The organism is Paenibacillus wuxiensis, from assembly GCF_040195695.1.
In the GTDB taxonomy this organism is placed as follows: domain Bacteria; phylum Bacillota; class Bacilli; order Paenibacillales; family Paenibacillaceae; genus Paenibacillus_B; species Paenibacillus_B suaedae.
The window spans coordinates 134,340-156,863 of the sequence record NZ_JBEFZI010000009.1 but is presented as its reverse complement, the minus strand read 5'-3'; the positions used below and the strand labels follow the sequence as shown (position 1 = coordinate 156,863).

The following is a 22,524-nucleotide window of genomic DNA, read 5'->3' as shown; positions in this document are numbered from 1 at the left end:
GCCTGTTGGAGGTTCGAATTCCCTCCATTGAAAGCCCTCCACACCAGCTAATTTGCAACCTGCTAGGGTGAAGGGCTCCTTATCAATTCCACATCATGAAACGGTTCGGGAAGGAATCGATTCTAACTCATTCCCTATTACTAACGATTGATATATGCGGATTGCTGCAGCAGTCTCTTCAGCACTACGATGCCTTCCGCGCGCGTAGCAGTTTCATTCGGGACAAAAGAGTTTGTATTGCGCCCTTCCATAAATCCTTTGCTCACGACCGCAGCTACAGCATCCTTAGACCATGCGGCAATCTCATTCTGATCCTTAAAGGATTGGAGAATTGCCTCCGTATTCACATCGGTATCCTTTACCCCAGCAATCTCAGCAGCTCGTAGTATGAGCACACTCATCTGCTCACGCGTGAGCAGCGCATTCGGGCTGAAGTGGTTGCTGTCCGTGCCTTGAATCAGTCCCTGCTCTACCGCTGCTCCTATTGCACCTGCATACCAATCCTGCGACTGGACGTCTACAAATGGCATCGCACCTGCCTTCTCCTTGATGCCAAGCGCTCGCACAAGCATCGCTGTAAATTGGGCACGCGTCAACGGCTCTCCCGGCGAGAAGCGGGTATCACTCGTTCCCTTCACGACCAGCTTGGATGCCAGCAATAAGATATCTTGCTCAGCCCAGTGTCCTTGTATGTCCGTAAACATTGGCGGCTGCACTTCTGCAGTGCCGTATATCCCCGTCCCCGATAGCTTGAGCAGCACTTCCAGATCCTCTTCGTGTGATTCAAATAAGGCAGGGACGAACGCGTAACTTCGTGATTTCCCATCATAATCAATTGCCGTCATTCGATTTCGATCAACTGCAATCGCTGGGAGCTTGAATCGATATTCCGCCCGTTCCCCCTTGAACGCAATCGCCTGCACTTCTTCCCCTTCCTTCACGACTAATCCAATTTCGATCGCGGTCCCTATCTTCTTGGAACCATCCTGCAATAATCGTTGCTGGAGTGCTCTATCCTGTTCTTGCAACAACGTCCTGATACGAATCTGAAGCTCTCCTGACTTCTGATTATTGGCGCCTTTCAGGGCGGACTTCATCGCGTGAAGCGGCAGCTTCAGGACACCGCGCGGCGATTCGATGATAATGCCGGATTGTGGAAGCTCCTCCGCAGCTTGCACCGCGCCTACAACCGGAATGCTAACTTCCAGCACATCCTGCACGTTTGCAATTAAATATTTCAAAATAGTGTCAGACGATGAAGAAGCTTGTTTCTTCAACTGTTCGATCTCTTCCTGCATCGGAGCAAGATTTACCTTCGCTGCGGTCACTTGACGACCATCCCGATCTTGTCGATAAGCAATGGACAGCCGCTCTAGTTTGTTCGGTGTCGCAGGCTGCTGCGAGACAGCTCCCGAACCGCTAGATGGATTCGAACCTCCTGAATTCGGATCCGTGCCGCCTGAATCGGTGCGGATGATGTCAATCGTTCGACTGTTCGTCTTATATTTATCAACAAACACAGTAATCGTTACGCTGTTGCGACCAACCGAAAGCGGGATGTTGGATTTGAAGCCGCCACTTGCGTCAATAATCGCGGGCTTACCATTCAAAAACACCTCAGCCTTCCCTGTGCCCAGCACCTCAACCTGACCCTCCACCACTATCTCGCGGTTCGAAGTCTGCCGCCCTTCATCGTCTTGCCATCCGCTAAGTACAGCTGCCCGTATCGAGTTACCCACGTCGTACGCGTTCGCCACAAGCTGGCGCAGCGTTCGCGTCCCAGAAGGATCGACGGTTGTAATGACGAATCCTCCCTGCGGAATGACACTGTTGTTCTGCTCCGGTACAGCCCAGTTCCATTGGATCGCTTGTTTACGATTGACTACATTCGTCACTTTACCGCCGGCATCTACAACAACCTCAACCCCGAATTGATTCGTGCCCGTTGAATAACCGAACGCGTCGGTCAGCACATTCACATTGCCCTCGACTCGGTTCACATTGTAATAGCTCCCTTCCATGAATGAATCCGGGCTGCCTGGCAAGCTAATGCCGAGCTGATAATCCTTAACATACTCCTCATCCCGGAGGGCCGCCGAAGCAATAGGCCAGTTGATCTGGGAGGCATCGAACAACATTAGACCATTCGTGGTAGCCAATCCAGCCTGAAATACCTCCCGCTGCACTGACGGAGTCTGTACATTGACAAGGGATATCCCCGCATATAGCGGAATCTCTCCATTGGTCACGATATTGCCAAGCGTGATGTATTTCTTCACTTCCTTGCTGGTCGTCTGATAGGCGCCGATCATTAAGAAGTCTAAGTATTCAATATAGCCCGTATCATAATATTCCGGCGTATAGACAGATTGATCAGGCATCCCTAAGCGTGTATCATAGCGGAAATTACGGCTCCCCCAATTGACACCGTTCAAATAATACGTCTCATACCAAGAGCCTACATAGGAGGACACTTGGATCGTCCGTCCCGTTGAGACTTCATAGGAATCAACGAGTGCCTTCACTTCGGCAAAGAAGCTCTTGATCGTCCCGGAACGGAATTCCCACCAGTCTTGAATGAATGGCCCGTATACTCGGACGTTCTGCTCATATCGGTAAATATCGGCCGGCCAGTTCTGCAACTGCTTGCCCCTTGCTTGCAGGAACTGCTCGAATTTGATCCGAGTGGCGTCACTGAAATCAGCCGTCTCGTTATCATATCTCCCCCGATCATGGACGACTCCATCGACATCGTAGTTTTTGATCACTTCTTCGAACGTTTTTAATTGATACGCTCTTACCTCATCGTCGGAAGGATTAACGAATGCAACGAGCCCTTTTTTTGCGCTTTCCCGAAGACGTTTGATCTCCCCGTTGTTTTCTGGAACGTATATATGCTCCTCCCAATTCAAGTGCTGATCGAGCACCGCGAATTCGTTATGGGCGATCGAACCTTCTGCGAATACATTTAGAGATGCATGCACCTTTAATCCGAGCGCATGGCCATGCGTAATAAATTCCTGCAGCAGGTCGAGATTCGGATTCGAGCCTGCCTTCTCCGGCGCTTGTATCTCGCTCACGTACGGTCTTCCGGTCAGATCGTTCTTCTTATAGGATACGAACCCCTCTACCCCTTTCACATCGAAGACGACCGTCGTCACGCCTAAGTCCTTCGCCTTCTTCAGGAAGGCCAGCACTTGCTCGCTGGATTGGAACTTCCGAGCATTCGCTGCCTGATCGACCCATAGAATGATGTCCTTCTCAGGTGCAAATCCCGGTCTGCTGAACACGACCATATTCCGCTTATCCTGTTCCTTTCCATTTTTCATAACCACAATATCCACATAGTTCGTCCCCCTGCTCAGCGTAACCGGAACTGAGAAGGTACCATCCGCAGCGAAAGACTCCTGCTTCCCATGGATCAATAATGCCGTCGACTCCGGATGATCGATATTTACAATCCGCCCAGTAACCACCGTCTGGTTGTCTGTTACGGTATACATCAGCTCATTATCCAGCATCAGTCTTGCAATCGCTCCATTGCCGCTTCTCACATCCTTAACAGAGACTACCTCTCCGTTTTTGCGAAGCTTAATCTGATCCCCCGCCTTGAAATGAACCGCTAGATACCGTTTGATGAAGTTCGTCGTATAGCTGTCGTCCTGTGCCATTAATACATAACCGCCATCTGGGATTTCCAGAGTAGTTGGCCCCGTCCAGACAGGAGGCTTGCCATTAATAGAAGGATTGACGACACGAAGCACACGATTATGTTCGTCTACTTGAACAGCAACATTGTATTGAGGAACGACAATCGAGGAGCCATAATCACGTGTAAATAAGGCAACTACATTTCCGTGTGCGGCGATGTCTTCGTCTACAGCATCAATTTTATGCCGAGGCCCTTGAATTTCGATTGTGACATCGATTGGAGCAGCCTCAACTTCGATATAGTCTGAGCCCTGCCCGGAGCGTTCATAGGTTGCGGTGATGTTGGACACTGCCAGCTCTGTATCGCCTTGCAACAAGCGCACCGTGATAAGGTTAGCACCTAATGTCAGATACACTTGCTGCAGAAAGCTGCCGTTCGCGGTAATACTCGCCTGCTTCCCACCGATGACAACCTGGATATTCTGGTTCTCTCGATAATTCGCAACATAGCCTTTGACCTCAATCATGGGTACCGTTACTGTTGAATCCGAAGGGGTAATGAGATGCAGTTCAGGCTTCAGTTCAGGTTCAGGCTTCTGATTGCGGAAATCAGCTGCCGTCACTTCCTTGCCGCCTCTCATTAATCGAATGTGATCTCCAACGCCATAATGATGGAATAGTAGTTTTTGATGAATCGAAGAGTCCCAAGTGGTTCTACCAGAGAGCACGATATAGCCCTCCTCTGGAATTGCAATACTTATGTCGTCATCCCATGACACCGGAGGATCAGCATCAGGGCCATATACAGCTTCTACAACACTGTGACGATTGACCACGAGGGCCACATCATATTTTTTGACGAACACTTCATTGCCGTACACCGTATTCGTCACACCGGCTCCACTCGTATATAAGGCCAAGTAATCGGTTTTGTTCGCTAATGAATCCCCAGGGGAATTAATATCGCTAATTACAAGCGACTGCGTTGCATCCTGCGAGACGACGGTGACAGGGTCTGTCTCACCCGATGGAAGAAGCAGTTGTTCGATTGGGGGCAGATCCGCCTCAGCCTGCGCATAATTAGGCACGGCCTGCAGCAGCATGGAGAAAAGGAGAACGGCAACAAGCCAGATGGACAACGGTCTCAGCAAGATGTATCTCATTACGATTACCACCTTTCAGGAGAACAATTTAGGATCTATGCGCTGATACACGCATAGCACTCACGTGTGTATGTTCACCCCCCTTTGACCTTCTCGTTACAGTAATGATTGCCTCCACATTGTAGTGGTAAAACGCTTACATCATAAGCGGTTTCGCATTACCTTTTCTGGTAAAATCATGTTCATTTTTGTAGTCTTCCTATATTTGAAACCTTCTACTCGATGCGAATCCCGGACGCCCCTACGGAATAGTCAGAGAATAAACTTCTTAATTCATTTTTTATCTTGCAGCTGCCATTATTTAGTGTATGATAGAAATTATTTCATTCGACGCTTCTTCCTTCGCATGACGTAGAAGCCTCATGTCGTTCACAGATTGGAGGTCATCTTATGTCCCAGAACACATCCATATCAATGACTTGGCTGCTTCGGTATCTATATCCGGTAAGGGGCCGGCTGCTACTGCTGCTGATTATGCTGCTCGTATCCACTGCATGTCAGCTCATTAATCCTCAGCTTGTGCAGCAATTCATCGATACAGCCGCAGCTCAAGGTGCAATATCCACCCTGCTCACACTTGCAGGCATTTATCTGCTCATTGCTGTTTTCACCCAGTTTATTACGGTTGCGATAAGCTATGTTGGCAATGATATCTCATGGCGCGCAACCAATACATTGCGTGGAGATCTCTTGCGGCATTGCCTCGGATTGGATATGCATTTCCATAACCGCAAGACGCCTGGCGAGATGATCGAGCGAATAGACGGCGATGTAACCGGCATGTCCAACTTCTTCGCCATGTTCATTGCGCAGGTCATCGGCAGCTTCATCCTGCTCATCGGTATTCTTGGCTACATGTTCACCGTTAATTGGCCGATTGCAGCTGTCATGACTGTATTTACGCTTCTCTCCATCGGCTCTATGGTATTTATTCGCAACATGGGCGTGAATAGCTCTAAGGACGAACGTTCTGCAAGCGCCGCCTTATTCGGCTTGATTGAGGAACGAATCGCGGGTATCGAGGATGTGCAAGCGAATGGGGCTGTGCCCTATGTCATGAATCGATTCCATGGTGCGATGCGGAAGGTGTTCTTATCCGGCCGCAAAGCCTGGATGCTGCGGGTTATTCCATGGAATAGCACGGTCGTACTCTTTTCGATCGCAGTGACGGTTGTACTGTTATTGGGCGTCCATTACTATTTAATCGGTCAAATATCGCTCGGAATGCTGTTTCTCATATTCCAATATACGCAAATGTTAAATACGCCTATTGAGCAGCTGGGAGATCAAATTCAGGAATTCCAAAAAGCCAAATCCGGCATGCTTCGCGCTCGCGAACTTCTCTCCCTTCGCAGTGAGATTGAAGATGGAACGAAGACGCAGCTTCCGGATGGAGCACTCGGTCTGGAATTCAAGCAGGTTACCTTCGGTTATAACGAAGATAAAGTCGTGCTTCACGACATCAGTTTCGACGTTCAGCCAGGCCAGCGACTGGGCATCATTGGCCGTACGGGAAGCGGCAAGTCCAGCATTAGCCGTCTGCTGCTTCGTCTATACAACATCAACAGCGGAACCATTCGAATTAGCGGCGAGGATATTCGCAGCTTGAAGCTGGAGACGCTGTACCGCCGCGTAGGAATGGTGACGCAAGACGTGCAGCTCTTTGACGGAACGCTGCGCGACAATCTAACCTTATTCGATCCGAATGTATCGGATGAGAGCATCTTGGAGACAACCGCAAGGCTCGGGCTGCGGCAATGGATCGATGGACTGTCTAATGGACTGGATACCCATTTATCCTCGGGTGGAACTTCGCTATCCGCAGGTGAAGCTCAATTGTTTGCCTTGACCCGTGTATTTCTGACGAATCCAAGTATTATTGTGCTTGATGAGCCTTCATCACGGCTGGATGCCGCAACAGAAGCAATGCTACAAGTTGCAGTCGATCAGCTGATGGAACAGTGTACGGGCATTGTAATCGCCCATCGCTTGGCAACGCTCGAACAGGTCGATACGATCATGGTGTTACAGCATGGACGAATTGTCGAGTTCGGCTCACGCGGGGAGCTTGCGAACACCCCATCCTCGCATTATGCGAGACTGCTTCGAACGGGAATGGAGGAGGAATTGGCATGACCGTAACCCGCTTTATCACCCGATTGTTCCAGTTCCGACCGATGCTCTTTTTTGTAAACGGAATCATGTGGGGCATGTTTCACGCAATCCCCCTGCTCATCGGTCTCGGCATGCAGTGGTTTTTTGATCGCGCCACTTCACAATCTCATGATTATATGTGGCTTGCGGTTCCGTTAATTGTTATCGCACTTGTACGCATACTGCGGGTTGGCGTGTTTTTTGCAGCATTCTACCAGTGGGTCACTTATATCTACCATATCCAAGCAGTACTGCGCACCAACATGCTGGCAGGCATTATGCGTTGGCCGGGACGCCATCTTCCAGCTTCCCCCGGAGATGCTGCCAGCCGCTTCCGCGACGATGTGAATGAAGTCGTGGATTACGTGGAATCATGGGTCGACTTCTGGGGGCGATTGGCCTTCACCATCGTATCCATCATCATTATGGCCAACATCAATTGGCAAATTACCGTAGTTGCAATCCTGCCACTGCTTGCTGTTACCGTGCTGAACAACCTGTCGGGCAATCGTGCACGGCGCTATAGTCAGCAGAATCGAGAAGCAACATCGAAGATTACGGGCTTCATCGCGGAGATATTCGGGGCAGTGCAGGCACTGAAGCTTGGGCAGGCTGAACGTCATGTGCACCAGCGCTTCATCAAGTTGAACGAGGATCGTCGTCAAGCTGCCCTTAAGGATACGCTGTTCACGCAATGGATGAAGTCGTTGAATCAGCATGTACTTACCATCAGCACGGGCGGAATTCTGTTGATGTGCGCAACAGAAATGCAGGCAGGACGGTTCTCTGTAGGAGACTTCGCCCTATTTACCTCCTACCTGACGAACTTTGCCTTTAGCATATCCTTGTTCGGCTTTATGGTTTTTCAACATAAGCGCCTGCAAGTATCTCTCGATCGAATGCGCATCTTGTTCCAGCCGGGAGAAGAGGATCGTGTCGCGGAGCACAGCCAGATTTATCTGGATGAAGATCCTCCGGCACCACCCGTTCGCACCCTTAATGATTCAGAACGGCTGCAATCCTTGGAGGTTGATCAGGTATCATTCACCTATCCGGATTCTGAACATGGCATTCACGATATTCAATTTCGCGTGAATCGAGGCGAGTTCCTCGTCATTACCGGTAGGATCGGTTCGGGGAAATCCACGCTGATGCGTACATTGCTTGGTCTGCTGAAAAAATCAGAAGGAACGATACGCTGGAACGGGAAGGAGATTGATCCTGCATCATTTCTCACCCCGCCCAAAGCGGCCTATACGCCGCAGGTGCCTCGCTTATTCAGCGACCCGCTTCGGGAAAATATCATTATGGGCAGTCATGATCGAGAGAAAGATGCATTGGAGCACGCCATTCGTCTAGCAGTCATGGAGCGGGATATGGAACAGCTTGAAAATGGTCTTGATACGTATGTAGGGCCTCGCGGGGTAATGCTCTCCGGCGGACAAATTCAACGGGCGGCAACTGCAAGGATGATGATGACACAATCTGATCTGTATTTGTTCGACGATCTGTCCAGCGCCCTTGATGTGGAGACCGAGCAGCTGCTCTGGGAGCGATTATTCACCGAGCGTGATGTCACCTGCATTGCCGTGTCGCACCGCCGCGCTGCCTTAAGCAGGGCTGATCATATTATCGTAATGAAGGATGGACGCATCGAGGCAGAAGGGACACTGCATGAGTTGCTCGCAACATGTGCAGAAATGCAGCTGCTCTGGCAAGGCGAGCAGTCCCCTAAGGAGGAAGTGCCGAAGGCGGAACTGATCAGTTCCTAGTTGATTGATCATTAGTTACAACTTACTACGTAGTGCTTACTAATGGCTCTACTTACAACTCATGCTTTATCAGCATAAAGAAATTTAGCAAGAATCCCATGTGAAAAGGAGGATGGCATCTCCATGTCTTGGTTCTCTCCACAGGCAGCAGACACGTTCAAGGCATTCTCTTTAGCACATATGGGGGCACTGTTTCTATTTATCGTGACAGTGCTCCTCTTATATCGATGGCGTCATTGGTTTCGACAGGAGAAACATAACCGATACGGCATATGCGTCCTAATAAGTTTGCTCGTCCTATCTGAAGTAACCTTGAATATATGGTATGTGGCAACAGGGATATTCCGTGCGGCGGATACACTCCCGTTCGAGCTATGCAGCATCTCCTTATACATGTGTGTGCTCATGCTCCTGTTCCGAAGCAAGAAGATATTCCATATTGTTTATTTTACCGGTATCGGGGGAGCACTCCAGGCTCTGCTAACACCAGCTCTGGACTATCCGTTCCCGCATTTCCGATTCGTCCAGTTCTTCATCGCCCATATCGCAATCATCCTCGCGGTGCTGTATATGGTCTGGGTAGAAAATGTGCGGCCTACGTGGAAATCAATCGGTTATGCGATGCTGTTCCTTAATGTTCTGCTCGTTGTAGTTGGGGGTGTCAACTATATAACAGGCGGGAACTACATGTTCTTGGCTCACAAGCCGGAAACTGCTTCCTTAATGGATGTGCTGGGGCCTTACCCGTGGTATCTTCTGTCACTCGAGGGCGTTGCACTAGGAATGTTCATTGTCTTGTATCTTCCATTTCTTATCGCAGGGCGACTGCGTACAAGCAGCAGTACCGATAAAAATCTGCGAGGCTAATTCAGAGTGCCTATTGGAGCAGCAGCCGCTGCGAAATGATCATGCATATCAAAAAAAGGATTGTGCCTCCGCACAATCCTTTCTCTTATTTTCATCGTAATCATCATATTCATCGCAATCACAGATTACAATTTATTCCTCTAGCTTGTATAATAGATATGTACAACACACCTTGAGTGGTTGGCTCCCTCCGGAAAGGAGGTGAGTCTATGAACTTCTCCTTCTCCGATGTTATCATGTTCGCTACGTTTCTCGTCGCGCTACTGACGTACATGGATAGAAAAAAGAAGTAACCACTCATGGTTAGCCGCCGTGGGTTACTTCTCTATAGCTTTATGAAATTTATGGAGGGGAAAATCCACTCAAGATGTTTGTACTGGGAACGGATGGCAGTCCGTTCCTTATTTATTGTATCGCTCTTATTACATATTATACCTGATTACCGCCACTAATCAATTGAAATAAACTACTAATTTCAAGTTTCCAGCCACTCTTATACAGGCATATGCTCCTGTATCCGACGCTTCTCGCGTACTTCCTCCATCGTCTCCATAAAACGGCGCTCCGCTTCCCCCATATACGTATCACTGCGGCGAATATAGACAACGGATACCATATTGAACGGTTTCGGTATGGCGAATACTTGCAGCTCGCCTTCTTTCTCTAGACGTCTTACTGCGGCCCGAGGGACAACTGTTATACCGAGCCCAGCTACAACCGTTCCGATAATCGTCTCTAGTGTCCCGAATTCCATCACCTTCGTTGGCGAAATTCCCTCAAGCTGCATCCACTGCTCCAGCTTCGCTCGATATCCGCAGCCTTTGCGGAAGACAAGCAGCGGGCGGTGCAGCAATTCCCGCACATGGAATAACGGCTGCTTCCGGTCTACGGCACATTTGCCGCATACGAGCACCAATTCCTCATCGAACACCGGGTACTGTTCTACGTTCGATACCGTTACCGGACCGGATACGAATGCCCCATCCAGCTTGTATTCCAGCACTTCTTCCGTCAGCTTGTCCGTTACCCCCGCCATAAGCGACAGGTCAACCTTCGAATATTTCTGATAGAACAGACTTAATATATCAGGCAATCCGACGACCGTCTCTACTGAACCGATCAGCAGGTTGCCAACAGGATCCTCACCGTCTTGGAACGCCTTCCTCATTTCACTCATGAGCATGGACATCCGCTCTGCATAATAGAGCAGCTTGCGGCCTTCCGCATTCAAGGTCATGCCCCTGCGATGGCGATGAAACAGCGGATGCCCAACCTCCTGCTCCAATGCACGGATGCGAGCCGTTACGTTCGACTGTACATACCCCATCTCTTCAGCCGCACGGCTGACACTTCCATGCTCGACGACGGACATGAAAATATGAATGTCACTCAAGTCCATCCTAATTACTCCTTCACACTCAATGTTAGATATCATTATTAGTGATATCTTAAATCACTTTCAATTATTTTACAAGATATCAGAAAAGTCATAATATGAATTTCAGTTGTTATCGAACGTTACTATAAACGGAATTGTTAAGCAATCTCTATTACAGATACAGATAACGCTTGGCATCGTGTGGAGTGGGAGTGAGTGGCATCATGAGTAAGAAACATTTTTGGCAGGGAGCTATGTTTTGCCTCTTTGCAGCAGTAGCATGGGGAGCAATGTTCCCGATTGCCGAGAGCGCGCTGCATCATATCGATCCGTTCTGGTTCTCCGGAATTCGATACAGTATCGTCGGCCTATTACTAGCTGCACTGTTATTGTTCAAGGAAGGCAAGGCAGCATTCAATACAAAGGGACAAACCTTCAAAATATGGCTGCTTGGTCTGTTCGGATTCACTATTTATAACTTCGGCGTATTCTGGGGACAACAGCAGCTCGGCAAATCAGGAGTTCTGCTCGCCTCCATCATGGAATCGTTCATGCCGATGCTGGCTGTACTGTTCGTATGGCTCGTAACGCGCAAAATGCCAAAGATGTCAACACTTGCTTGTGTGATCACCGCCTTTATTGGAGTTGTCTTCGTCGTGACGAAAGGCGATCTTCACTCCCTTGCAAATGGAGGACTGAAGCTGCTTCCACTCTTGTCTGTATTTGCAGGGATTACAGGGTGGGTTATTTACACCGTTAGCAGCGGACAGTTCGCTGGATGGTCTGCACTTCGTTTCTCTACCTTGAGCTCGCTGTACGGCGGATTTACAACACTGGCTATCGTTCTCGTCATGACTGCTCTAGGCATCGTCGATGCTCCATCTGTGAGCACGGTTGTATCGATTGCGCCAGAGATGAGCTTCATGATTCTCGCAGCCGGACTGCTCGCCTTGCTGAGCTGGATTCAAGGGGTTCAATTGTTGAAGCCGATTAATGGCATGCTGTTCATTAACTTCGTGCCTGCAACAACGTTCATTATCTCCGTCATACAGGGTTATGAGGTATCTTCTGCAGAGTGGTTCGGCACACTGCTTATCGTCAGCGCTCTAATCGTGAACAATCTGTTGAGCCGCCGTGCATCGGAAGAGGCGGAGACTAAGACAGCCAAATCAACAGCCGAAGTGCGAAGCCGTCTTCCGAAGAAGCGTTCCCATGCACCAACTGGTTAATCCATTCATTTGCATGAACTAACGTAGACCCCGAACGAATAAAAAGGTGTACCGCGCAAGCGGTACACCTTTAAATAACGTAATTGTAAATTACGACAGAATTGTCTCTGCAATTGTCCGAACCATAACTCCAGTTCCGCCCTTCGGATCGACGCCACGGCTGGATGCGAGGAATGCAGTCCCTGCAATATCCAAGTGAATCCAAGGCAATTCGTCAGCGAATGTTCCGACGAACAAGCCAGCTGTAATCGTTCCTGCTCCACCTGGAATAGCATTGCGCAGATCCGCAACGTCGCTCTTAAGCATATCCCAATACTCTTGATTGGAAGGAAGCTGCCATACGAGTTCATTTGTACGGGATGCAGCCGCTTTGAACGTATCGTAGAAGGCATCATCATTCGTTACAACACCTGTTGTAATCGAACCGAGCGCGACCCCGACAGCACCAGTCAACGTTGCTGCATCGATCAGCTTGCTTGCGCCAAGCTCCTTCGCATACGTCATGCCGTCAGCCAGTACAAGGCGTCCTTCCGCATCTGTGTTGAGCACTTCAATGGTACGTCCACTGTAGGATGTAATCACATCACCTGGCTTCAACGCATTGCCAGCAGGCATATTTTCTGCCGAAGCAATCACGCAGATCACGTTCTTCTGTGGACGAAGGCGTCCAATTACGGACATCGTGCCGAGCATTGCAGCTGCGCCGCCCATATCACAGATCATTTCATCCATTTTCGCAGAAGGCTTCAAGGAAATACCGCCTGTATCGAACGTAATTCCCTTGCCGACGATGCCATAAACATCTGTCCACTTGTCCGTGCCTTGGTATTTCAGAACAATCATGCGTGGGGGATTCACGCTGCCCTTGCCAACGCCGAGCAGACCTCCCATGCCCTTCTCTTCGATCTGCTTCTCATCGAGCACGTGTGCTTCGAAGCCGAACTGTTCTGCCAGTTCCAACGCTTGTTCTGCGAGTGTGCTAGGAACAAGCACGTTACCTGGCAAGTTCGTCAGGTCACGCGCATACGTTGTACCGAGCGCATAAGCTTGTCCCGTCTTAATGCCTTCGTTCCATGCTTCTGTCGCCAATTCCGCTGCGTACAGGTTCAGGGATGCAAAGGTATGAGCTGGCTTCGCATCTTTCTTATAGGTAACGCGCTGATAAGCCCCCAAGAGGAAGCCTTCCACCATCATATGTGCGAACGATTGCGCTGCTGCCGCATCAGCCTGTACAAGCTGTTCCGGTACGATAACCGCTACACGGCTCAGGCGATGCTTCACCGCTACACGAGCAGCCTCAGCAAGGCTAAGACGTACTTGCTTCTCTGTCAGCGCTTCTTCCTTGCGTCCTACTGCAATCAGAACAGGAGTCTTCTCTTCTCCTGTAGCTACTACATAAGTCTTGCAGCAATCTGCCTCGAACAATCCGCTGCGAACCGCTGCCGCACAGGCTTCGGCCCCTGGGAATCCAGATGCATTCTCGAATTCAGCTTTTGTACCAATGACTACAACAGCGTCTGCCTCAATCTGAGCAGATGCAAGTGCTTGAGCTTGAATTTGTACATCATTCATCCATGTTGCATTTGCTAGTTTCATAATGTAATCATTCCTTTGTATTAAAAAATGATGAATGCCAATGTCTCCCTTATTGTACCACAACCCTGATCGTTGTGGCTTCATAACGGCAGACATCGGCTGCGTTGGTGAGGCTTCTTGCCCTTACAAGTATTTATGCGAGCGGCAATCGAATCGTAAACAGCGTCCATTCTCCCTCTTGGCTGTCTACCTCAATTAACCCGCCATGATTTTTAATAATTCGATAACTGACAGACAACCCGAGTCCAGTACCATCGGCCTTCGTTGTGAAGAATGGATCGAATAAGCGCTCCATCGTCTTCAGGGACATCCCTCTTCCGTTATCCCGAATATGTATCTTCGCGAACCGACCGTCCCGCTCCGTCACGATGCGGATATGCCCTTTCCGTACAGCGGCCACATCATCAATCGCGTCAATCGCATTGCGTATCATATTCAATATAACCTGCTTAATCTGCTTCACATCAATGGATACAAATAATGAGCCCGAAGCGGAGTTGTCGACCAATTCAATCTCGCAGCCTTTCATAACAGCATCGCTTTCGGTCAGGAGAACAACCTCTCGTAGAAGGGATGAGACAGGAACTTCTGAGGTCATAGGAGCTGATGGTTTGGAGGAATTCAGAAATTCAAAGATGATATCATTGGCACGATCAATTTCTGCGAGAATAATCTTCGCGTACTCTTCCTTGCCAAGCTGCATCAGATGCGGCCTGAGCAATTGAATGAAGCCGCGAATCGAGGTTAATGGGTTGCGTATTTCATGCGCAATAGCTGCGGCGATTTTACCAAGAATAGCGAGCTTGTCATTTTGATATGCCGTTTGTTCGATGCGCTTGAAGTCAGATACATCTTTAATGCTAAATAAATAATCGCCATCCATCTGATCCCCGTAGGTGACCGTGACAAGATAATGTCGGTCCAGACGATCGGAGAATTCGTGATAGCGCTTTCTTTGGAGGATAGTATCTTTATAGAGACGGAGGAGCATTTTGCGCTTGTCCCTTTTGAGTAAAGGATGAAAAAGCATTTCACGCAAGGAACAACCTACAAGTGCTTTGCGTGGTACATCCAACAGCTTGGCGGTCTCCACATTAATGAAAGACAGTACGCCGCTGCAGTCAAATAATACGATTCCGCTATCCATATGCTGAAGCACGTTCTCGTATTTGTCACGAACGCTCTTGGTGGAAAATAAAGCTTGTGCGGACTGAATCCAAGGCTCACGTATCGGGTTCAGCGCCACTGCAATCCCCTCCTTGCCTCTCTCTTCTGTCTTTATAGCTATCATCCACTCTAAGAAATATAGGAACGAACGATGAAATGCCTTAACCCCATCATTCCAGTCAACATGGGCCAGAACAGTAAACATTGCATCCTCGTGCAAGCTAAGAAGATCCTGCTGCAGCTCCAGTGAATGTAGCTCCATGGCTAATTCCCTCGCCACATGCAGTTCCTTCTCATCCCCGTTCATGATATAATTCCACAGCCCTCTACAATATCTTTGAATCCACTCATTCTCACTTCGCACTTGATGCTTGCAGTCCGTGGTCAATGTGGCTCACCTCATTTGTACGGTAACCGTATCCAGGTTCGTCCCAACAGCTTCATCATAGTAAACTTTTGGCAAAATCGTCAACACTAGATAATGTCGAAAATGGACAAATAAGCTCATTTCCCTTAAAAGTAAGCTAAAATGCCCATCTCATTGCACGACAAAGAGGCGCCATGCGCCTATCGCCCTACGATGAACGCGCCTCGGAGCACGCTGTTTGACGATCGGCTGCCGCCTCTTCCTCTATCCTATATGACAGACAGCTTCTATTTTTGCTTCAGCAGCTTCGCTCTGCGACGACTCATTAGGGCCAATCGACGCTTCAGCTCCGCTTCCCATTGTGTATCTTTCCACTGCTTGGCCAATGCAAGTAAATCAAGCGCATTATCGATTTGTGTCTTCACTAGCTCTAGTGGATCATCATGCTCTTGATTAATACAGTTCTCGAACATACCTTCATCATCTGTGTGTACATAGTCACGGAAGTCAATTTCTTCAGCGCCGTCATCTGATGAATATTCCGCCAGTATTTCGTATTCGCTTTCAACTAAGTAATGGACTTCAATGCGATGACAGACCGGACACAGCAGCAGGGGAACATTATGAATGCGTGTTCGATAATGCTGCAGGGTTCCCGTTGTCCCGATCATGCTTGCTCCACAACAAAAGCTCATGTTCTCCCTCCTCGCTCTGCGGTAAGCTAAGATTATTGTAGTGTATTCGATAGCCCCTCTAATAATTCCTTTAATTCTGATAAAACTTCCTTCAAACGTCCTACCTTAAGCTCCCCGCGTATAACTGTATGCCCATGGGCATATAGATGTAAATAATACAAAGAAGCGGGAGGCATACTTATGAAATCAAATGTACTGTTCATCGCCTCGAAGCAAATTCAATACGTACATTATGACGAATCAAACCTCAAATTAGTTGTGCACTATGCAGATGGGAAGCAAGACGCATTTTCATCCATATCGTCAAGCTGGTTCGAGCAGTTAATGCATTCTGACAATCAATACGACGATGTCATGAAACTTTCGGAAGGTCTGTTACATTCAAGCTTGAAGAAGCGTCATGAACATGTGTGAGCTTCAATATTGCCAAGTTTGAAATCAAATGTAAAGGCATTTTCATTTTCAAAGGTTCCAATCCTTTTTTCAAATATTCATAAAAGGAACAGACATGAAACACCGATTGCATGGATAGTATAGGTTGAAGCATGAAGTGATTTCCAGGAAAGGAGGAGCGCTTATTCCTGCTGCCGATGCACGGACGCCATCATCCTATCGTCAACATTCTGCCTTGCAATTATTACTTAAAGACCCCTTTACCTTATTCGCCTATTGGTTCATCACAGCACGCACACAAGCAGCCGTAGAGCGACACTATCGAATGGGCTGGAACGAAATGACCAAAGCGATACAGCTGTATGAAGTACCGCGTGCCGATTTCCCTCACTGCAAGCTAGGCGCATCTAACCAAGTATTGCTGCATCCCGTGGAATCGCATGAGAGCTCCGTATATCTGCATCCTGTTAAGCCAAATCGTTCATACATAGCTGATTATGGGATCATTCCGGCATCGCAATCCTTTGTACCACTTGCACGTTCAACATTCGTTCATACCCCCTACTTGCAATCATATGGCGAATTCCCTGAGCAGATGGGTGCCTTACAAGCCATTCATTTGGAACAAACAGAAGCTGGATCGCCATTTCCATCATTCTCATCTTATACGTTATATGAAAATCGAGAAGGAGTTTGTGAATGAACGCATTTGTCCCAGTAAGCTCTCATCCCAGCATGCACACGCAAGGATTAGTATCCCTCGTTCTGCATGCACATTTGCCTTATGTGCGCCACCCGCATGTACAGCGCACATTGGAAGAACGCTGGTTTTTCGAAGCCATGTTGGAGACGTACCTCCCTCTGCTTCATACCTTCGGCCAGCTTGAGCGAGACAACATCCCGTTTCGCCTTACGATGACGTTAACCCCGACTTTGCTGTCCATGATGGACGATGCGGAGATGAAAGTGCGGTTTGAATCCCACTTGCAGCGTTCAATTGACTTGGCTGAATCCGAAGTAAAGAGATTGGCAGGCCGCAATGACCTGCAGGACGTCGCTGCAATGTATGTGGAGCGGTGGCATCAATTGAAGTCCATCTACGCTCGTCTCGAAGGCAATGTCATTAATGGATATCGGCATTATGTCCAAAAAGGGAACTTGGAATGCATGACATGTGCTGCAACTCATGCCTTTCTCCCTCTAATTAAGCAGCCATCCCTAGCTTACCTGCAAATTGAGGTGGGGATGCGGGAACACGAGCGGCTGCTCGGCAGACGGCCTCACGGAATCTGGCTGCCAGAGTGTGCCTATGCACCAGAACTTAGCCCGCTTCTCCAGGAATGCGGGATTCAATATTTTATTGTTGATCACCATGGATTCGTCAATGCAATGCCGCAGCCAACAGCCATGCATTATGCTCCTATCGATACAGGAGGAGGGGTCTTCGCCTTCGCACGCGATCCAGATTCCTCAAGACAAGTATGGAGCACGCACGAAGGGTATCCGGGTGACCATGATTATCGAGAATATTATCGGGACATCGGCTACGATCTTGGCTGGAACAGTGCAGATGAATGGGATTATATTCGTCCTCACCTGCTGGATAATGAAGCACGAATCAATACAGGACTCAAATATTATCGTATTACCGGAGTACATGACATTCCTAAAGAACCATACCGACCAGAATGGGCCCTGCACAAAGCTAGGGAACACGCACGTCACTTCTTGAACAACAGAGAACTTCAACTTGAAGCGGCTCAAGTAGATGGGGATCGCCTTCCGATCGCCATCAGCCCCTATGATGCGGAACTATTCGGACATTGGTGGTTCGAAGGCCCTCTATGGATAGAAGCATTATTCCGAGAGCAGTCGGAACGAACCCGCCATCATACACAACGCATTGAGTTCGTAACACCAAGTGATTACCTATCGCGATACCCCAATCAGGAAAAGGCTCAATTATCGTTCTGTAGTTGGGGACGCGGCGGATATGCGGATGTCTGGCTGCAGCAGGGAAATGACTGGATGTATCCCCGTCTTCATGAGACGGAAGATCGAATCCTGCACACTGTATCCCATATCGATAAGGAGGAAGCTTCAAGCTTCCATGACATGCAAGAGCGCATTATCAATCAAGCTATCACCGAATGGATGCTCGCAGCGAGCAGCGATTGGGCTTTCATCGTAGATGCGGGGACGGTGACCGAGTATGCTGGGATGCGAACGACTCAGCATCTGGAGCGATGCCACAACTTGCTGGGCATGATTGAGCGGGGCGTATACGACCAAGTACTTGTCGAGCGGATGGAGGGAGAATACCCTTGCTTCCCTACAGTTGATTATCGGCTTATAACCAGCAGAGCTAGGCTTTCAATCGAGCGAATGTACCAATTCAATGCAGCCTATCCCCCTACCAAACGAACTATACCATTTAACTGTCCTCAGCCTATCTTGGCACAGCATCCACAATATCGTTCCAGCAAACGCATCTTAATGATAGCTTGGGAGTTCCCGCCGCTCGTTGTAGGCGGGCTGTCACGAGCTGTATATGATCTCTCCCGCCATTTAAGCAAGAAGCAATGCGAAATTCATGTAGTCACTCGCGAAGTGTCAGGCGCACCTGACTATGAGCTAATGGATGGGGTTCACGTCTATCGTGTCCCACTTATACAGACAGCTTCACCACTAGAGTTCATGGATTGGGTGTTCCATATGAACGCTGCCATTTCATCACTCGTTGATGATCTCGTAGATGCCGGTCTGACCTTCGACCTCATGCACGCCCATGATTGGCTCGTCTACCCTGCCGCAGCAGACTTGAAGCAGACTTACCATTGGCCGCTGGTTGCTACCATTCATGCCACCGAGCATGGACGCAATCATGGCCGGCTGCACGGCGAGCTTCAGCAGCGAATCCATGACATGGAAGCAAGCTTGACAGCAGAGGCCGACCATACCATTGTGTGCAGCCATGCCATGATTCAGGAGGTCGCATCTCTGTTCGATCTTGCACGGCAGCGCGTTACCATGATACCAAATGGGGTTGCCGCGATTGACACAGCTATATCAGCTGGTTCGATCAACAACCTAGAACATCGCACTGATCTAGTAGATTCCCAACTTCTCTTCTATGTTGGCCGCCTTGTCTATGAGAAGGGCATCCATATTCTCATTGAGGCAATGCCACTTATTATACAGTCTGTTCCACAAGCGAAGCTGATTATCGCCGGTACTGGACCCATGAGACAGCAATTAGAGGCTCAGGCCGCACAGTTAGGACTGCAAGAACATATCCTCTTCGCTGGATTTGTACAGGATGAGGTACGGGATGCGTGGATTGCAGCCTCATCGGTATGTGTATTCCCCAGTCTATATGAACCCTTCGGAATCGTTGCGCTTGAAGCAATGCGGTTCGGAACACCTGTTGTCGTATCAGACACGGGTGGACTCGCTGAAATCATTAATCATGCTGTAGATGGATACAAAGCACTCCCAGGTCATATTGAATCATTAGCATGGCATGTAACGGATCTCCTCCTCCATCCTGAGCGAGCTGCTCAAATGGCTGTAAAAGCACAACAGAAGGTTCGAGCGCACTACGACTGGAATACGATAGCTGTGTCAACGAGACAAGTATATGAAGGAGTGATCGCTCGATGAAGGCAGTGATTATGGCAGGCGGCAAAGGTACACGGCTTCGACCGTTGACACTAGGCACACCAAAGCCAATGGTTCCCCTATTGAATCGTCCGTGCATGGAATACATTATTGAATTGTTGAAGAGGTACGACATTCATCAAATCGCCGTTACCGTACAATATTTGCCCGATGTGATTCGCAACCATTTCGGTGACGGCACCAAATATGGCGTGCAGCTGCATTATTTCGAGGAGGACGCCCCTCTCGGCACGGCAGGCAGCATTAAGAATGCTGAGTCCTTCCTTAACGAATCGTTCATCGTCATCAGCGGCGATGCCTTGACCGACTTCAATCTGCGGCAGGCCATCCACTATCATAAGGAGAAGCAGGCAATCGCTACGATGGTACTGACGCAAGTAAGCTTGCCTCTCGAATATGGGGTGGTCATGACCGATGAAGAGGGCCGGGTCTCCCGCTTCCTTGAGAAGCCTAGTTACGGAGAAATATTCAGCGATACCGTCAATACTGGCATCTATATATTGGAGCCAGAAATATTAGATTGGATTCCGGAGCGGGAAAGCTATGACTTCAGTCTGCATCTCTTCCCAAGACTGCTTCAAGAACAGCAGCGACTATACGGATATACTGCTTCCGGGTACTGGTCAGATATTGGAAACTTACAGCAATATCGGCAGACTCAATTCGATATGCTCGATCGCCGCGTAGATGTGCACATTCAAGCAGCAGAACCGATGCCAGGTCTATTCGTAGAGTCAGGCGTGAGGCTCCCTTCCCGTATTAGACTGAGCGGACCTGCCTATATCGGATCAGATTCGATCCTCCACCCATCCTGCTCGATCGGACCATATACCATTCTCGGCTCCGGCAATATTGTGTTCCCGCACAGCTCACTTACACGCTCCATCTTGTGGAACGGAAACCGCGTTGCCAAGCACTGCGACATTGAAGATGCGATCCTGCTCCACCGCACGAACATCGGCAGTGATGTACACATTCAAGAAGGTGCTGTTATTGGAAGCGGCTGTACGATCGGCGATAAATCCCATATCCGTTCTCAAGTTAAACTGTGGCCGAACAAAGAGGTTGAAGCGCATAGCATCGTAAATGCTACGCTTATCTGGGGCAATGCAGCTGCTTCGCTGTTCAAGGGCAGCAAAATATGCGGAAGTCCGAATAGCGAGCTGACCCCAGAATTTATCGGCAAGCTGGCCTGTGCTTATGGATCGATCCTCAATCGGGAATCATCTATTGTTCTGGCTGCATCTTCGCATCCTTTTGACACCATAATGAAGAATGCCTGTGCAGCAGGACTTCAATCACAGGGCATTCATATCATTGATATCGGAGACGCTCCGCTGGAATGCTTGCGGCATGCTGTTACCACACTGAAGGCCGATGGCGGCATTCATTTCAAGGTACTGTCCGCTAGCGAGGATGCCAAGTTCGAACAAATGGTGATGAGCTGGATGGATGCAAGAGGAATGCCATTCGCGAAAAGTTTGGAGCGTAAGATCGAAAATGCCTACTTCCAAGAAGACTTTGCGCGAACACCAATCGAATATATGGGGCGCAGAAGAAGCGAAGAACACGCGATAACCTCCTATTTTACAACACTATCCAAGGCCATTGACTTCAATCTAATTCAATCTGCAAGCTTCAAGCTCATCGTTCAGAGCTCAGGTGCAGAAGCAGCACTCGTTCAACAATGGTCTTCTCTGACCGGAGGCATCCTGCTTCATACCCAATCTGATGTGCCGTCCCCTGCTGCCGTTATAGAGCATATTCGAAATGTTCAGGCTGACATGGGCATCATGCTGACCGAAGATGAAGGGTTCCGCATCTATATGAGTGACGGCACAAGCATGCATCATAATCATCTGCTTCCGCTGCTGCTGCAGGCGCTTGTCCAAACGGGCGTCAACGCGAGCATTGGGGTGCCGATCAGCGCTCCTGTTACAGCAGAGCAGATTGTCAGTCGCAGCGGGGTAAGGATCGTACGGACGCAGGAGCCGCTTCGCTCCCAGATGGAAGCCACGAGCGGCATCGCCTTGTTGCCTGCGGCACATCGTTTATATGCGATTAGCCTGATTTTGCAGCTCATGGCAGACACCGGACAGCCACTGCACGAACTTGTTGCGGATATTCCAACCCTGCATACAGCCATTGAAGAAGTGACCTGCCCCCGTTCTGACAAAGGCAGTGTCATGCGCGAAATGACCGAGTGGGTTCGCCAGTCCTCCTATCGCGCGGAATTTCTAGATGGAATTAAGATTGAGACGCCTGAGGGCTCCATTCTTATTCAGCCGGATCAAGAAGAGCCATTGTTCCGCGTTATTTCACAAGCAGACAGTATGACCAAAGCGCGAATTCTAGCTCATGAATATGCAGGACGGTTAATCCAGACGCAGTCCCCGTTAAGGAAGTGATGA

13 protein-coding genes are annotated in these 22,524 nt (G+C 49.1%); 8 read left to right on the top strand and 5 right to left on the bottom strand.

All coding sequences use genetic code 11. The annotated features are described in order from the left end of the window. Window positions 1-140: 140 nt before the first annotated feature. A complete protein-coding gene (locus tag ABN764_RS21320; protein ID WP_446673045.1) occupies window positions 141-4,814 on the bottom strand; it encodes an S-layer homology domain-containing protein in 4,674 nt (1,557 codons plus the stop codon). A 390-nt stretch (window positions 4,815-5,204) separates the two neighbouring features. Here ABN764_RS21320 and ABN764_RS21315 point away from each other — a divergent pair, with 390 nt between their 5' ends. From ABN764_RS21315 to ABN764_RS21305, 3 genes are all read left to right on the top strand, one after another. Beyond that, window positions 5,205-6,950, top strand: a complete 1,746-nt coding sequence (locus ABN764_RS21315; RefSeq protein WP_446673044.1) for an ABC transporter ATP-binding protein — start codon at window positions 5,205-5,207, stop codon at window positions 6,948-6,950. Next, window positions 6,947-8,740, top strand: a complete 1,794-nt coding sequence (locus tag ABN764_RS21310) for an ABC transporter ATP-binding protein (RefSeq protein WP_268623786.1) — start codon at window positions 6,947-6,949, stop codon at window positions 8,738-8,740. Before ABN764_RS21315 ends, ABN764_RS21310 begins: the two co-directional genes overlap by 4 nt. Window positions 8,741-8,863: 123 nt before the next feature. Further along, window positions 8,864-9,607, top strand: a complete 744-nt coding sequence (locus ABN764_RS21305; protein ID WP_446673043.1) for a YwaF family protein — start codon at window positions 8,864-8,866, stop codon at window positions 9,605-9,607. A gap of 493 nt (window positions 9,608-10,100) precedes the next feature. Here ABN764_RS21305 and ABN764_RS21300 read toward each other — a convergent pair whose 3' ends face one another. Continuing rightward, on the bottom strand, window positions 10,101-11,006 hold the full coding sequence (locus ABN764_RS21300; protein WP_446673042.1) for a LysR family transcriptional regulator: 906 nt from the start codon (window positions 11,004-11,006) through the stop codon (window positions 10,101-10,103). Window positions 11,007-11,209: 203 nt separating this feature from the next. Here ABN764_RS21300 and ABN764_RS21295 point away from each other — a divergent pair, with 203 nt between their 5' ends. Continuing rightward, complete coding sequence (locus ABN764_RS21295) at window positions 11,210-12,214, top strand: DMT family transporter (protein WP_021254522.1); 1,005 nt, start codon at window positions 11,210-11,212, stop codon at window positions 12,212-12,214. Window positions 12,215-12,304: 90 nt separating this feature from the next. Here ABN764_RS21295 and ABN764_RS21290 read toward each other — a convergent pair whose 3' ends face one another. The 3 genes from ABN764_RS21290 to ABN764_RS21280 form a co-directional block, all read right to left on the bottom strand. Beyond that, window positions 12,305-13,810 carry a leucyl aminopeptidase gene (locus ABN764_RS21290; protein ID WP_446673041.1) on the bottom strand — a complete coding sequence of 502 codons (1,506 nt, stop codon included), beginning with the start codon at window positions 13,808-13,810 and terminating at the stop codon, window positions 12,305-12,307. A gap of 133 nt (window positions 13,811-13,943) precedes the next feature. Continuing rightward, window positions 13,944-15,365, bottom strand: a complete 1,422-nt coding sequence (locus tag ABN764_RS21285) for a two-component system sensor histidine kinase NtrB (RefSeq protein ID WP_446673040.1) — start codon at window positions 15,363-15,365, stop codon at window positions 13,944-13,946. A 266-nt stretch (window positions 15,366-15,631) separates the two neighbouring features. Beyond that, a complete protein-coding gene (locus ABN764_RS21280) occupies window positions 15,632-16,039 on the bottom strand; it encodes a hypothetical protein (protein WP_021254519.1) in 408 nt (135 codons plus the stop codon). A gap of 180 nt (window positions 16,040-16,219) precedes the next feature. Here ABN764_RS21280 and ABN764_RS21275 point away from each other — a divergent pair, with 180 nt between their 5' ends. From ABN764_RS21275 to ABN764_RS21260, 4 genes are all read left to right on the top strand, one after another. Then, window positions 16,220-16,453, top strand: a complete 234-nt coding sequence (locus ABN764_RS21275; RefSeq protein WP_021254518.1) for a KTSC domain-containing protein — start codon at window positions 16,220-16,222, stop codon at window positions 16,451-16,453. 136 nt (window positions 16,454-16,589) lie between these two features. Continuing rightward, entirely contained in the window at window positions 16,590-17,135 is a 546-nt protein-coding gene (locus ABN764_RS21270; RefSeq protein ID WP_161627395.1) for a DUF4912 domain-containing protein, read from the top strand. Next, window positions 17,132-20,095 (top strand): 1,4-alpha-glucan branching protein domain-containing protein, encoded by a 2,964-nt coding sequence (locus tag ABN764_RS21265; RefSeq protein ID WP_446673039.1) that lies wholly within the window; start codon window positions 17,132-17,134, stop codon window positions 20,093-20,095. The genes ABN764_RS21270 and ABN764_RS21265 overlap by 4 nt, the downstream gene beginning before the upstream one ends. Next, window positions 20,092-22,521, top strand: a complete 2,430-nt coding sequence (locus tag ABN764_RS21260) for a sugar phosphate nucleotidyltransferase (RefSeq protein ID WP_446673038.1) — start codon at window positions 20,092-20,094, stop codon at window positions 22,519-22,521. Before ABN764_RS21265 ends, ABN764_RS21260 begins: the two co-directional genes overlap by 4 nt. Window positions 22,522-22,524 lie beyond the last annotated feature (3 nt).

Excerpts from the sequence above, each read along its gene's own strand:
- ABN764_RS21320 (WP_446673045.1), bottom strand. The coding sequence starts at position 4,814 with ATGAGATACATCTTGCTGAGACCGTTGTCCATCTGGCTTGTTGCCGTT.
- ABN764_RS21315 (WP_446673044.1), top strand. The coding sequence starts at position 5,205 with ATGTCCCAGAACACATCCATATCAATGACTTGGCTGCTTCGGTATCTA.
- ABN764_RS21260 (WP_446673038.1), top strand. The coding sequence starts at position 20,092 with ATGAAGGCAGTGATTATGGCAGGCGGCAAAGGTACACGGCTTCGACCG.
- ABN764_RS21305 (WP_446673043.1), top strand. The coding sequence starts at position 8,864 with ATGTCTTGGTTCTCTCCACAGGCAGCAGACACGTTCAAGGCATTCTCT.
- ABN764_RS21265 (WP_446673039.1), top strand. The coding sequence starts at position 17,132 with ATGAACGCATTTGTCCCAGTAAGCTCTCATCCCAGCATGCACACGCAA.
- ABN764_RS21295 (WP_021254522.1), top strand. The coding sequence starts at position 11,210 with ATGAGTAAGAAACATTTTTGGCAGGGAGCTATGTTTTGCCTCTTTGCA.
- ABN764_RS21290 (WP_446673041.1), bottom strand. The coding sequence starts at position 13,810 with ATGAAACTAGCAAATGCAACATGGATGAATGATGTACAAATTCAAGCT.
- ABN764_RS21310 (WP_268623786.1), top strand. The coding sequence starts at position 6,947 with ATGACCGTAACCCGCTTTATCACCCGATTGTTCCAGTTCCGACCGATG.
- ABN764_RS21300 (WP_446673042.1), bottom strand. The coding sequence starts at position 11,006 with ATGGACTTGAGTGACATTCATATTTTCATGTCCGTCGTCGAGCATGGA.
- ABN764_RS21280 (WP_021254519.1), bottom strand. The coding sequence starts at position 16,039 with ATGAGCTTTTGTTGTGGAGCAAGCATGATCGGGACAACGGGAACCCTG.
- ABN764_RS21275 (WP_021254518.1), top strand. The coding sequence starts at position 16,220 with ATGAAATCAAATGTACTGTTCATCGCCTCGAAGCAAATTCAATACGTA.